Annotated in this window: 14 protein-coding genes; 9 read left to right on the top strand and 5 right to left on the bottom strand. The window is 35.2% G+C overall.

Annotated features, from left to right (window positions below; genetic code table 11):
* The first annotated feature begins 69 nt into the window (after positions 1 to 69).
* The 3 genes from guaB (at position 70) to B6258_RS13065 (ending at position 3,949) form a co-directional block, all read left to right on the top strand.
* Positions 70 to 1,536 carry an IMP dehydrogenase gene (gene guaB, locus B6258_RS13075; RefSeq protein ID WP_099075608.1) on the top strand — a complete coding sequence of 489 codons (1,467 nt, stop codon included), beginning with the start codon at positions 70 to 72 and terminating at the stop codon, positions 1,534 to 1,536.
* A gap of 101 nt (positions 1,537 to 1,637) precedes the next feature.
* The gene (gene guaA / locus B6258_RS13070; protein WP_099075607.1) at positions 1,638 to 3,215 is read left to right on the top strand and encodes a glutamine-hydrolyzing GMP synthase; all 1,578 of its coding nucleotides are present in this window, start codon (positions 1,638 to 1,640) and stop codon (positions 3,213 to 3,215) included.
* Between the two features lie 242 nt (positions 3,216 to 3,457).
* The gene (locus B6258_RS13065) at positions 3,458 to 3,949 is read left to right on the top strand and encodes a hypothetical protein (protein ID WP_099075606.1); all 492 of its coding nucleotides are present in this window, start codon (positions 3,458 to 3,460) and stop codon (positions 3,947 to 3,949) included.
* 60 nt (positions 3,950 to 4,009) lie between these two features.
* Here the strand turns inward: B6258_RS13065 and B6258_RS13060 are convergent, their stop codons facing one another.
* Complete coding sequence (locus B6258_RS13060; RefSeq protein WP_099075605.1) at positions 4,010 to 4,597, bottom strand: hypothetical protein; 588 nt, start codon at positions 4,595 to 4,597, stop codon at positions 4,010 to 4,012.
* Positions 4,598 to 4,740: 143 nt separating this feature from the next.
* Between B6258_RS13060 and B6258_RS13055 the strand changes: the two genes are divergently transcribed.
* Positions 4,741 to 5,520 carry a nucleotidyltransferase domain-containing protein gene (locus B6258_RS13055; protein WP_099075604.1) on the top strand — a complete coding sequence of 260 codons (780 nt, stop codon included), beginning with the start codon at positions 4,741 to 4,743 and terminating at the stop codon, positions 5,518 to 5,520.
* Entirely contained in the window at positions 5,504 to 6,559 is a 1,056-nt protein-coding gene (locus B6258_RS13050) for a DNA polymerase beta superfamily protein (RefSeq protein ID WP_099075603.1), read from the top strand. The genes B6258_RS13055 and B6258_RS13050 overlap by 17 nt, the downstream gene beginning before the upstream one ends.
* 125 nt (positions 6,560 to 6,684) lie before the next feature.
* Here B6258_RS13050 and sra read toward each other — a convergent pair whose 3' ends face one another.
* Both sra and cutA read right to left on the bottom strand, forming a co-directional pair.
* A complete protein-coding gene (gene sra / locus B6258_RS13045; protein ID WP_099075602.1) occupies positions 6,685 to 6,918 on the bottom strand; it encodes a stationary-phase-induced ribosome-associated protein in 234 nt (77 codons plus the stop codon).
* Between the two features lie 397 nt (positions 6,919 to 7,315).
* Complete coding sequence (gene cutA / locus B6258_RS13040) at positions 7,316 to 7,624, bottom strand: divalent-cation tolerance protein CutA (RefSeq protein WP_099075601.1); 309 nt, start codon at positions 7,622 to 7,624, stop codon at positions 7,316 to 7,318.
* Positions 7,625 to 7,995: 371 nt separating this feature from the next.
* Here cutA and B6258_RS13035 point away from each other — a divergent pair, with 371 nt between their 5' ends.
* The 4 genes from B6258_RS13035 (at position 7,996) to B6258_RS13020 (ending at position 11,485) form a co-directional block, all read left to right on the top strand.
* Positions 7,996 to 8,979 (top strand): sugar-binding transcriptional regulator, encoded by a 984-nt coding sequence (locus B6258_RS13035; protein WP_099075600.1) that lies wholly within the window; start codon positions 7,996 to 7,998, stop codon positions 8,977 to 8,979.
* A gap of 252 nt (positions 8,980 to 9,231) precedes the next feature.
* Complete coding sequence (gene modA / locus B6258_RS13030; protein WP_099075599.1) at positions 9,232 to 9,987, top strand: molybdate ABC transporter substrate-binding protein; 756 nt, start codon at positions 9,232 to 9,234, stop codon at positions 9,985 to 9,987.
* A 101-nt stretch (positions 9,988 to 10,088) separates the two neighbouring features.
* Positions 10,089 to 10,865, top strand: a complete 777-nt coding sequence (locus B6258_RS13025; protein WP_099075598.1) for an ABC transporter permease — start codon at positions 10,089 to 10,091, stop codon at positions 10,863 to 10,865.
* Positions 10,859 to 11,485 carry an ABC transporter ATP-binding protein gene (locus tag B6258_RS13020; protein ID WP_099075597.1) on the top strand — a complete coding sequence of 209 codons (627 nt, stop codon included), beginning with the start codon at positions 10,859 to 10,861 and terminating at the stop codon, positions 11,483 to 11,485. Before B6258_RS13025 ends, B6258_RS13020 begins: the two co-directional genes overlap by 7 nt.
* A gap of 21 nt (positions 11,486 to 11,506) precedes the next feature.
* Here the strand turns inward: B6258_RS13020 and B6258_RS13015 are convergent, their stop codons facing one another.
* Both B6258_RS13015 and B6258_RS13010 read right to left on the bottom strand, forming a co-directional pair.
* Positions 11,507 to 12,199: an XRE family transcriptional regulator gene (locus B6258_RS13015; RefSeq protein ID WP_099075596.1), complete on the bottom strand. Its 693-nt coding sequence runs from the start codon at positions 12,197 to 12,199 to the stop codon at positions 11,507 to 11,509.
* Between the two features lie 110 nt (positions 12,200 to 12,309).
* On the bottom strand, positions 12,310 to 12,567 hold the full coding sequence (locus B6258_RS13010; RefSeq protein WP_099075595.1) for a hypothetical protein: 258 nt from the start codon (positions 12,565 to 12,567) through the stop codon (positions 12,310 to 12,312).
* Positions 12,568 to 12,670: the final 103 nt, after the last annotated feature.

The raw sequence follows: 12,670 nt of genomic DNA, 5'->3' as shown, positions 1-12,670 counted from the left end.
GATTACGGTGTGTATAATGCCGCGGCAATATTTTCTATTTCCTAAAAGCCGCCTTGGTGAGATATTGCTATGTTACGAATTAAAAAAGAAGCACTTACATTTGATGATGTTTTGTTAGTTCCTGCACACTCCACTGTTCTTCCTAATACTGCCGACTTGTCTACTCAACTGACTGAAACCATCCGCCTAAATGTTCCTATGCTTTCTGCTGCAATGGATACTGTGACTGAAGCGCCTTTAGCTATCGCATTAGCTCAAGAAGGTGGAATTGGTTTTATCCACAAAAACATGTCTATCGAACGTCAAGCTGAAGAAGTTCGTCGTGTGAAAAAACATGAAAGTGGTGTTGTCACTGATCCTATCACCGTAACTCCAGAAACTTCTTTACGTGAAGTTCAAGCAATGACTGAACGCAATGGCTTTGCGGGTTACCCAGTTGTGACTAATGACAACGAATTAGTGGGTATTATTACGGGTCGTGATGTTCGTTTTGTTACTGATTTAGACCAACCCGTTACTGCGGTAATGACACCTAAAGATCGTTTAGTGACTGTACAAGAAGGCGAAGCACGCGATGTTGTTATGCAAAGAATGCATGAAAAACGTGTAGAGAAAGCCTTAGTGGTTGATAACCACTTTCACCTGAAAGGCATGATCACTGTAAAAGACTTCAAAAAAGCAGAACGTAAACCAAACGCATGTAAAGACGAACACGGTCGTTTACGTGTCGGTGCTGCTGTTGGTGCTGGTGCCGGTAACGAAGAGCGTGTAGCAGCATTAGTTGCCGCTGGCGTTGACGTTTTACTTATTGACTCTTCTCATGGTCACTCTGAAGGCGTATTACAGCGCATTCGTGATACTCGTGCATTATATCCAAATCTACCTATTATTGGTGGCAACGTTGCAACCGCAGAAGGTGCTTTAGCACTGGCAGATGCGGGTGTAAGTGCGGTTAAAGTAGGTATTGGCCCTGGTTCAATTTGTACAACTCGTATCGTAACGGGGGTTGGTGTACCACAAATTACTGCTATTGCAGATGCCGTTGAAGCACTGAAAGATCGCAACATTCCTGTCATTGCAGATGGTGGTATTCGTTTCTCTGGCGATATTGCAAAAGCATTAGCAGCAGGTGCAGCTTGCGTTATGGTTGGTTCAATGTTTGCAGGCACTGAAGAATCTCCGGGCGAAATCGAATTATTCCAAGGCCGTTCTTATAAATCCTATCGTGGTATGGGTTCATTAGGTGCAATGTCTAAAGGTTCATCAGATCGCTACTTCCAAACTGATAATGCAGCAGACAAATTAGTGCCAGAAGGTATCGAAGGCCGTGTTGCTTATAAAGGTTTATTGAAAACTATCGTTCACCAACAAATGGGTGGTCTACGCTCATGCATGGGCTTAACAGGCTGTGCAACAATTAAAGAGTTGAATACCAAAGCTGAATTTGTTCGTATCAGTGGTGCAGGTATTCAAGAAAGCCATGTTCATGATGTGACCATCACGAAAGAATCGCCTAACTATCGCTTAGGTATGTAATTTATTCCGAGAAAGGCTTGTTTTAGTTATTACTTTGTTTTGATTATAAATGAGCAAGCCTTTCAACTTTATGACTTTATCTGTTTTGGAATTCACCACAAATGACAGCAAATATCCATAATCATCGCATTCTTATCCTTGATTTCGGCTCACAATACACGCAACTGATCGCACGTCGTATTCGTGAAATCGGTGTCTATTGTGAACTTTGGGCATGGGATGTAACAGAAGAACAAATTCGTGAATTTAATCCTAATGGTATTATTCTGTCTGGTGGCCCTGAAAGTACGACAGAAGACAACAGCCCTCGCGCACCAGAGTACGTATTTAATGCAGGTGTTCCTGTATTAGGTATTTGCTACGGTATGCAAACAATGTCCATGCAATTGGGTGGCGACGTTGAAGTTTCTGGTGAGCGTGAGTTTGGTTATTCACAAGTTGAAATTCGTGAAACTTGTGCACTGTTCAATGATATTCAAGATTCAGTTAGTGAAGATGGTAAACCATTATTAGATGTGTGGATGAGCCATGGTGACAAAGTTACTGCTATTCCTTCAGACTTTGTAACAGTCGCCAGCACTGAAACTTGCCCATTTGCTATTATGGCGAATGAAGAGAAACGTTTTTATGGTGTTCAATTCCACCCAGAAGTCACACACACCCATCAAGGTTTAGCGATTTTAAAACGTTTTGTTTTAGATATCTGTGGTTGTGATGCGCTGTGGACTTCTGCCGCAATTATTGAAGATACTGTTGCTCGTTTAAAAGAGCAAATTGGTGATGATCACGTTATTTTAGCGTTATCAGGCGGTGTTGACTCTTCAGTGACTGCACTACTGTTAAACCGTGCGATTGGTAAGCGTTTAACATGTGTATTTGTTGATAACGGCTTATTACGTCTGAATGAAGCAGAACAAGTCATGGAAATGTTTAAAGGTAAATTTGACCTAAATATTATCCATGTTGAAGCGGAAGAACGTTTCTTAACTGCGTTGAAAGGCGAAAATGATCCTGAGAAAAAACGCAAAATCATTGGTCATACATTCATTGAAATCTTTGATGAAGAAGCCGCTAAACAGCCACAAGTTAAATGGTTAGCACAAGGTACTATCTATCCTGATGTGATTGAATCAGCCGCATCAGCAACAGGTAAAGCTCATGTGATTAAATCACACCATAACGTGGGTGGTTTACCTGAAGATATGAAGCTGGGCTTAGTTGAGCCATTAAAAGAACTGTTTAAAGATGAAGTACGTAAGATTGGTTTAGAATTAGGTTTACCATACAACATGCTTTATCGTCACCCATTCCCAGGACCAGGTTTAGGGGTTCGTGTATTAGGTGAGATCAAGAAAGAGTACTGTGATTTATTACGCCGTGCTGATGCTATCTTTATTGAAGAATTGCATAAAGCAGACCTATATAACAAAGTAAGCCAAGCATTTACCGTGTTCTTACCTGTGCGCTCAGTGGGCGTTATGGGCGACGGTCGTAAATATGACTGGGTTGTTTCATTACGTGCAGTTGAAACTGTGGACTTTATGACAGCGCATTGGGCTCATTTACCATATGACTTCTTAGGCCGTGTTTCTAACCGCATTATCAATGAAGTGAGTGGGATTTCCCGTGTTGTTTATGATATCAGCGGTAAACCACCGGCAACAATTGAGTGGGAATAAAATACCGTTTATCAGCAATAGTTGATAAAGGTTAAAAAACCAAGAGCCATCAATAAGTGAACTGCACCCCAAAAGTTGGACACCAACTTTGGGGTGTTTTTCTATGGTTAAAAGACTACAGTTCTTATACAAAGAATAGCATTAAAATCTAGCTTATTAAGCCATTTGACTATTTTAAAATTTGTTATTATTGAAAATTGTTTTTTATGAATAGCATATTTTTATAATACTGAGGATTTTTAATGCGAAACATTCTATTTATATTAATAATAATTGCTTCTTTTGGTGCTAATGCTTCTAATTGGCAATATTCTGAGAAAAAAGATGAATTAAGAGATACATCTTTTTATTTCTCTGGTAATTTATCTAGCAATATAAATAACTTGGGTTTTCCTTATGAAGAAAACCAACTGAGAATAATTTTAAGAAAACATCTAGATACACAATATGTACTTCTTGAAATGATAAATGGACAATTTTATTGTGGTGAATTAACTGAATATGAGAATTGCCAGTTTTCAATTAAATTTGATAATAATGAAATATTGAGCAAGGAGTATCTTCCTCAACAAGGAGGAGACAATATTGTTTTTGTTTTTGAACCCAAGGTCTTTTTTGAACAACTAAAAAATGCAAATAAAGCAATTATTGAACTAAATGCGTATCAAGGTGGTAAGGTCCAATATAAATTTGACTTATCAGGGTTTGATATAGAAAAATCACATTTCCAATAATATAAATAGATAAGAATAGCTTTCATGACGAATGCTATTCTTAATGTTTTAAATAAATCATTAAAACCCAATAACAATAACCTTTTTTAATTCTTTTTTAATATCCTCTTCAAACCATATACTATTATCGACGATAATGGCATTCTCGGTTTTATCCACGAGAACAATTTCAGTTTCAATATTCCGCTTATTTAATAATGCTTGTACATGCTGTAAATTACGGTGTTTACCAGTAAACCAACTTCTATTAATGGTGAGTAAATTAATAATGTCGGTATATCCGCATTCTAGCCATTGTTTTAAATTAAGTAATGCGATTTTGTTATCTTTAGAAAAAGTGGGGCGAAGAAGATAGAACTGACTATCAGCAGTTTGAGCATCATAGATTTCTTGCAGAAAATCTTCGACACTTTCTCCACTGCCAACGATATCAATTTTACCCGTAGAGGTATTCACTAAATAGGCATTTACACCAACATAACAATGCTCTAGTTGATTATAAATAATATAACGTTCAGAGTTGCAACGGATTATCCAAAAATCTTGTTTCGGCGATAACTCACAAAAATAAATAGCAAACCGTTCATCACAAAGTGATGAGTGACAGTGATTAAGAACGATATCTTGTGCTTGTTGTGAGGTGAGCATTTCAATTTATAGACCAATCAATTACACATGAAAAAATAAAAATTGGCCAAGTTTGTATTGGCGAATGTCTGTGTTATAACCATAGAATATTAGCACTAAGATGTAAATTAGCGAAAAAATAACAATAAGGAGATAAGGACATCATGCATAATGAGATATTAAAAAAACTCCCGCAAATAGAGCAAGAGTATCAAGTTAAATTACTTTATGTTGCTGAAAGTGGTAGTCGAGCTTGGGGATTTGCCTCAACAGATAGTGATTATGATGTGCGAGGTATTTTTATACGGCCTCGCAATGCTTATCTTTCTATTGATAAACCTAAAGAAACCTTCGAATGGATAGAAAATAGTTGGTTTGATGTAGGCGCTTGGGATATTACCAAGGCACTACACTTATTACGTAAATCGAACTGTATATTACTAGAATGGCTCCAATCGCCAATAATTTATCAACAATATCCGAATGTTCAAAAAGAGTTATTTGAGCTTGCAAAACTCTATTATCAACCCAAAGTGATTGTTCATCATTACAGAGGAATTGCTAAAGTTGTGAGTGGATATTCTCCTGATAATAATGCTAAAAATAAGATTAGTGCAGAGCCCATAAAATTAAAAAAATGGTTTTATATGCTACGTTCTCTTTTATCTGCTTATTGGACCGTGAAAACGGGCGATATTCCGCCTATGGAATTGGATAAGCTGATGAAAATTTTAACTGTCGAAGAACAAAAAAACATCAAAGAATTAGTGGAATTTAAATCAGATAAAAATGAACATTTTACTTGGGTTCCAAAAAATGCGATGCAACATCTAGTGATTTTTTTATGGCAAGAGACAAATGTTCAATTGACCAAAAGAGCAGTACCAGATAATGATATTTTAAATAATTGGTTTAGGAAAAAATTAGATGAAACTGACTATTGAAGATATAAAACCTTACCTTTTATTTGAAAGTATCGCTGGAAGTCGTTCGCATAATCTTGCGACGGAAACATCAGATACAGATATTAAAGGTGTCTTTTATCTTCCTAAAGATCTTTTTTATGGGCTGGAATACACACCACAAGTAAGTAATGAAACCAACGATATTGTCTATTATGAGCTTGGAAGATTTATAGAGCTATTGTGTGCATCTAATCCTAATATTTTAGAGCTACTTAATTCTCCTGAACATGTGGTTATTTATCGACATCCTTTAATGTCATTGATAAAACCAGAATGGTTTTTGTCTAAAACGTGTGTTCAAACATTTGTGCATTATGCACAAGGGCAGATTAAGAAAGCTCAAGGACTAAACAAAAAAATAGTAAATCCGGTCGAAAAAAAATTAAAAACTATTCTCGATTTTTGTTATGTCATCGAAGATGGAAAAACAATATTAATCAATGCTTGGTTAGAAAATAGAGATTGGAAACAAGAGCATATTGGGTTAACAAAGCTTACCCATGCTCAAGATATTTATGCAATTTATTATGATGATAAAATGCCTTATCAAGGAATAATAAAAAAAGAGAACGCGAATGATGTATTGCTAAGTAGTATTTCTAAAACAGCAAAACTAGAAGGCTATCTTAGCTTTAATAAAGAAGGTTATAGTGCATATTGCAAGCAATATCATGAATATTGGCAGTGGGTTGAGCAACGTAATGATGCTCGTTACCAACAAAATATCGATCATGGAAGAAATTACGATAGTAAGAATATGATGCACACCTTTAGGTTACTCTATATTGCATTAGGGATCGCAAAAGATGGGAAAGTAAAGGTTTGGTGTGATAATAGAGATGAATTATTAGCAATTAAAGCCGGTCAGTTTAGTTATGATGAATTATTAGAACGTAGTGAAATTCTGATTAAGACTATTAAGAGTGCATTTAAACTAAGCCTGTTGCCTGATGAAATTGAGCCTTCAATTGCAGAAGTTGCTCTTATAAATATAAGAAAAGAGCTCTATAAAGAGTAGAAAAATGAACTGAACGAGTGAACTAATATCCCTTACGTAACGTAAGGGATATGCTATTTTTAATATTTTAAGTATACAAATTAAATACGAAAATATTTATTAAATAGTATTTGCATATAAAAATATTAATTAGTTGCAAGATACTCTGGATAAGCATCTGTTAACTTCATATATATGTGTTTGTGCGCTGCTTTTTTTCTGAAGTCCTGTTTTAAACAGACTTTAGCTGTATTTTTTAACTCTGCAGGTACATTTTCAGCGTTTGTAGAGGCAATAATGGAAAAACGCACTTTCTTTTTAGACCGACTTAAATTATAAGGTAAACCTAAAATACGTCTTGCGACTCTGTTTGTTTTCACAACTCACTCCTTTTTGCATGTAATTTAGAGAAAGTCTATTGATTATAACAGAAAATAAAAAGAATAAGATGTTGGTAAGTTTATTAATTTAGCATTAAAGGCTATTTTCTCTATACTTTTCTAATTTTTTAAAATTACTCAGACTAAAAGATAAATATTTTCTATTTGAAATTTAATTAACCATATATATTATCGTTATTCGAAATTAAAATATTTACACTTATAAAGTGTATTTCAAATACTTGGCATAATTAAAAATAAGAAATTTATCTTAATATTAACGACGGGTTATTTGTCTCATAATTGAGATGATACAAGATACTGTAATTTACAATTAATTATCATTTTTTTGAAAAAGATATTAAAAAAGAAATCTTGTTAAAATTTTAACGTTATATTAATTCAAGGAGGTATGAATCCAATTTAAATAACCTTTAAAACCATTTTCAATCGGTATTATAATCACTTCAGGAGTATCATAAGGATGTATTTCGACAAGAGTATCAATTAATTTTTGCTGTTTACTTTTTTCGGATTTTATCATCATAAGTATTTCATTATCTTCAACAATTTCATTGTTCCAGTGATAAATAGATTTAACTTGAGGTATTAAATTTACACAAGCAGCAAGTTTGGTATTGATGAGGTAGTGAGCAATCTCATTAGCGATTTTTTCATTTGGTGCTGTTGAGTAGGCAATTATCATTGTTTTTCCTTCTAAAATTAATTTGATTTTTCATAGCAACAATAAGGCTTGGGTGATTTTAATTTTATCAAAATAAAACTTTTTAAAACTTAAAGCTAATATTTTTATTTTTAGCGAAATAAAACAGTATTTTCAAAAAAAACTTTCTCTATATGAACTGTTTACGGCATTATTAAGGGCTTTTTACGTATTATAAGGTTCTTGTAGTAAAGAAAAATATCAGGGTGCCGATATTATTAGTAGATTAATGAAATGTATCTATTTGTGTTATAAGGCTTAATTTGGCTAAAGGCATTTTTATCTTTAATAATATCTCTAATATAAAATAAACTAATTAGTCATAAGATTTATAAAAATTTGTGGGGTTTGAAATGGATAATAATTCGCTAAAAAACGCGAGTTTATTTGATAATGATCCCGTTCTCTATGCTGCGTGGCTTTACTATCAGGACGGACTCAGCCAAAGTGAAGTTGCAAATATTATGGGTGTTTCTCGTGTCACCGTCGTGAAATATTTGCATCTAGCTAGAGAAAAAGGATTCGTAAATATTAACTTGGATTCATCAGTATTTTCTACGATTGATTATGCCATTAGAATAAAAGCAAAATTCGATCTTAATAATGTGCTTATTTTACCTGATGAAGAAAAGAATAAATCGCAACATACTTTAAATATGAACAGAGAAAGATTAGCGAAAGCAGGAGCGATGTATCTTTCTCAGATAATTAATGACGATGATATTTTAGGTGTTGCTTGGGGACGAACAATTTATAAATTGGGTAATTATCTTCCACCCAAGTCATTAAAAAATATCACAGTGCTACAAATGATAGGTGCAGTAGCGCCACAGCCTGATTTTAAAACAACAGAAGCAGCCGCGTTAATCGCAAACAAGTTGTCAGGGTGCAGTATCAATTTGCATGTGCCTGCGGTGGTTTCTAGTGCGCGCCTCGCAATGGAACTTCAAGCTGAACCTATTATTAGGCGCAATTTTTCAGCGCTAAATCAGTGTAATAAAGCGCTTTTTGTGGTCGGTAATACATTGGATGATAATCCTTTGGTCACAACGGGTGTTTTAACGAGCAGTGAGATGGCCCAATATCGTGATTTGGGTGCTGTTGGTGTAATTTGTGGACGTTTTTATGATGCGCAAGGCAATCCTTTGGTTTCTGATATTGACCTCAGGATTATGGGAATAAGCCTTGCTCAATTAAGACAAATAACACAGCGACTTTTTATTGCGGGTGGTGTGGAAAATATTCAGGCAACAATAGGGGCGATAAAAGGAGGTTATGCCACTGATATTGTGATTGATGAAGTGACCGCGCTGGCATTATTAGAGCTAGATAATTAGTAATAAAATCCTCGTGAAAGCGAGGATTTGTTGGTAAAACACTATTTAAGATCTACTCAGCCCTGATAAAAATAAAGTATTCAAAGCATTTATTTTGATCAGTTTCTTTTGTAAAGCTCACACATAAAGAAAAAGATAAAAATGATAAGTTGTTAACATTTTTATCTTTTTTTATATGAGCCTATTGCCTTAAACACTTATATCATTCATTATATAAAAAATTATATAACGATAGTTAGGATCACCCTTTTTATGAAACGCCAATTGCTTGCTGGTTTAGGACTAGCGTTAGGATTAATTTGTCATAATACATTTGCAGCTGAGCTTCATCTTTATGCTGGTGCAGGATTGAAACAACCCGTAGAGCAAGTTGTGAGTGTATTTGAAAAAGAGACAGGGAACAAAGTCACTATTGAGTATGGCGGTTCAGGTCAAATATTAACACGCTTTAATTTAACTAAGCAGGGGGATTTATTCTTCCCTGGGTCACAAGATTATGTGGAAAAGTTAGATAAAGAAGGCCAAGTCATTAATCAATATTCTATTGTTCGCCATATTCCAGTTATTGCTGTACGTAAAGATAAAGTGGGTGATATTAAAACACTGGAAGATCTTGCGAATAGTTCATTAAAACTAGGTATGGGTGATGCTAAAGCTATCGCATTAGGAAAAAGTGGCGAGCAACTTATTGATGCATCAGGCGAAGGCGATAAACTACGAGATAAAGTTGTTGTACGCACTGCAACCATTAAACAATTGCTTATGTATTTATTAAATGGGGAAGTGGATGCTGCCATTATTGGATATGCAGATGCAATGAAAAATCAAGATAAACTCGTTTTACTTCCAGTTCCTGAAGGTAGTCCAGAAGAAGTGGCAACACTGGCTGTTTTAAAAACATCAGCAAATCCGAAAGAAGCACAATTACTTGCTGATTATTTTACTCGCGCTGAAGGGATAAAGGCTTTTACTGATTATGGTTTTCTTCCTGTAATTTCGAAACCATAGATTTTTTTCTCACATAAATTGTGTTTTTTCGCCACCAACTCACTGGTGGCTTTTTTCATTATTACAGCAAAATAAATATTTATCTTAAAAAAGGAAATAACGTGTTTCGATGGGCATTAATTCCACTTTTTTCATTGTTATTTCTGATCTTGGGATCGCTAATTGCACTGATATGCCAACTTTCTTATGTTGAATTGAGGCAAGTTATTACCGATCCTGAATTTCATTTCGCTATTGGTATGTCACTCAGTACAGCGTTAACTTCTTTATGTCTGGCAATTATCTTAGGTGTACCCGCCGCATGGGCAATGGCAAGAATTCCTTTTAAAGGACATCGTTTTATTGATGCGTTATTAGATCTGCCTTTAGTTACTCCTCCATTAGTTATCGGTATTGGATTATTATTATTGTTAGGAAATCAGGGACCTTTAACAGGTGTTTTTCCTGAGTTATCTCGCTCTCTTTTTTCACCATTGGGTATTATTATTGCTCAAACATATGTCGCTAGTGCGATTATTATGAGAAATAGCCTCTCTGCTTTTAAGTCTGTTGATCCCGCTTATATTCAAACTGCACAAAATTTAGGATTAACGCCAACAAAGACATTTTTCCTTATTGAAATACCACTGTGTTGGCCGGCTTTAATGAGTGGAAGCATTATTGCATTTTCTAGAGCCTTAGGTGAATTTGGCGCTACGTTAATGTTAGCTGGTGCAACAAGATTAAAAACAGAAACATTGCCTATGGCAATTTATTTAAATATCGCCAGTGGAGACTTCACTCTGGCAATAGGTTGTGCGCTTGTTCTTATCGCTATCGCGATTACTTTATTATTTGCGTTACATCGTTTACAGCGAGAAAGGAAAGGATCATGCTAGAAATTCATTCATTAACCACGGGTATATTAAAAAATGTTTCGTTGAACGTAGAAAAAGGAACATGTTTAGGAATAAGTGGTACATCTGGAAGTGGTAAAACAACACTTTTAAATGCGATTGCTGGATATACTTCATACTCTGGTGATATCTATCTTGCAGATAAAAATATAAATGAACAACCAGTATGGTTGCGCTCTTGTCGATATTTAAATCAACGGCTCTATTTATTTCCATTTATGACTGTGACACAAAATTTATGGCTAGCACAATATGGTGCAAAACAGAAACGAAGCAAGGAGAGAGAAAAGGCGATATTAGAGCAAATGGGGATTGCGCATCTCGCTACACGTTATCCTCATCAAATTTCAGGAGGGGAGCAACAACGAGTCGCATTGGCAAGAGCTCTTATTAGCCAACCCAAACTTTTACTACTGGATGAACCTTTTTCGAGTTTGGATTGGGAAACGCGTTATCAGCTTTGGGATTTAATTGATTCCTTAAAGTCTAAGGAAATAACGATGATCATGGTTACTCATGAACCTCGTGAAATCAGAGCGCTAGCAGATAAAACGGTTTTATTGTCTAAAGGACAAGTTGTTACTGAAAATTCTATACTATGAAATTATTGCTTTGCTTATTAATTACCAAGCCATTACTGACCAATGGATAATGCGACCCATAATTTTTACAGAATCCGTTTCCGCTGATTCATCAGGAAATTCGTCTTTATTATAGCTACGTATAATCAATTTACCACCTGGTTGACGATAGAGCAGTTTGATTCTAAATAAGGCATCTTGTTCAATAGCATAAATTCCACCATCAACAATACGTGTGTTGCCTGTATCGACAGTGACTGTTGAGCCATTTGGAATAACAGGTGACATACTATCGCCATAAACAGAAAAGCAAATAACGTTCTGAGAAGACGCGCCATAACGGCGTAATGTGCTCTTTGAAAATCTCAATTTATATCCATTATGATCTTCGTTAGTACAACAACCGTCACCCGCTGCGAGTTCGATACTTTTAAAATAGGGTATTTCCACCTCATCTACACCTAAAGGGGTATTACTGTCCCATTCACTCACAGGTTGCCATTCATTCTCTGGTGGAATTTCAGAAGTTGCATTCGGCTGTTCTTCACCTTCGAGTAGCCAAGCTAAATCACAATTTAATGCTTTTGCTAACTCAGGTAAAAAACGGGGACGTTTAGTTTTACCACTTTCTAACTGTTCTATGGATTGCTGTGTTGTACTCGCTAAAGTAGCGAGTTCTGATTGTGTTAAACCTAACGCAATGCGTTTATCTTTGGTACGTTTCGCAATAGACATTAGTGACTCCTAATACGTGTCCTTACATATTCAAGTACAAAGAGTATATCGTAAAAAGAAAACAAATTAAATTGTATTTTATCTTAATCATAAAATTAAGAATAGATTAATTACTTAATTTTGAAAACGTCATCTGCACTATCTGGAGGGGTGAGATAAGGGTTTTCATCAGTAATTTCAGGATCTCTCAAGACTTCTCCACAGAAAATAATAAGGTCAGGTCTTTTTTGTTTTAAGTAGTTAAGTCGTGTTGTGCATTCATCTTTAGTATAAATTGTTTCTGTAACAGGAACTGCATCACAAGAATCATTTCCACAAGGACTTACCAACAACACATAACCGACCAGCATGAGCTGTGAAGTAAACATAAAATATCCTTTTAACTATTCATGTTTGGTCATCAAAATCAGACCGCTAGATTACCTATTTGTTGATAGAAAAGCAGTTTCTATTTTTCTTAAATAGCATTAA

Origin of the sequence: Proteus alimentorum (assembly GCF_002607735.1) — a bacterium.
GTDB lineage: Bacteria > Pseudomonadota > Gammaproteobacteria > Enterobacterales > Enterobacteriaceae > Proteus > Proteus alimentorum.
Note: the sequence above shows the minus strand (reverse complement) of the source record. Positions and strands in the feature narration are given on the sequence as shown.

What these genes read in the sequence shown, in the direction of transcription:
- guaB (WP_099075608.1), top strand. Translation starts at nt 70, where the DNA reads ATGTTACGAATTAAAAAAGAAGCACTTACATTTGATGATGTTTTGTTA.
- guaA (WP_099075607.1), top strand. Translation starts at nt 1,638, where the DNA reads ATGACAGCAAATATCCATAATCATCGCATTCTTATCCTTGATTTCGGC.
- B6258_RS13065 (WP_099075606.1), top strand. Translation starts at nt 3,458, where the DNA reads ATGCGAAACATTCTATTTATATTAATAATAATTGCTTCTTTTGGTGCT.
- B6258_RS13060 (WP_099075605.1), bottom strand. Translation starts at nt 4,597, where the DNA reads ATGCTCACCTCACAACAAGCACAAGATATCGTTCTTAATCACTGTCAC.
- B6258_RS13055 (WP_099075604.1), top strand. Translation starts at nt 4,741, where the DNA reads ATGCATAATGAGATATTAAAAAAACTCCCGCAAATAGAGCAAGAGTAT.
- B6258_RS13050 (WP_099075603.1), top strand. Translation starts at nt 5,504, where the DNA reads ATGAAACTGACTATTGAAGATATAAAACCTTACCTTTTATTTGAAAGT.
- cutA (WP_099075601.1), bottom strand. Translation starts at nt 7,624, where the DNA reads ATGATAATTGCCTACTCAACAGCACCAAATGAAAAAATCGCTAATGAG.
- B6258_RS13035 (WP_099075600.1), top strand. Translation starts at nt 7,996, where the DNA reads ATGGATAATAATTCGCTAAAAAACGCGAGTTTATTTGATAATGATCCC.
- modA (WP_099075599.1), top strand. Translation starts at nt 9,232, where the DNA reads ATGAAACGCCAATTGCTTGCTGGTTTAGGACTAGCGTTAGGATTAATT.
- B6258_RS13020 (WP_099075597.1), top strand. Translation starts at nt 10,859, where the DNA reads ATGCTAGAAATTCATTCATTAACCACGGGTATATTAAAAAATGTTTCG.
- B6258_RS13015 (WP_099075596.1), bottom strand. Translation starts at nt 12,199, where the DNA reads ATGTCTATTGCGAAACGTACCAAAGATAAACGCATTGCGTTAGGTTTA.
- B6258_RS13010 (WP_099075595.1), bottom strand. Translation starts at nt 12,567, where the DNA reads ATGTTTACTTCACAGCTCATGCTGGTCGGTTATGTGTTGTTGGTAAGT.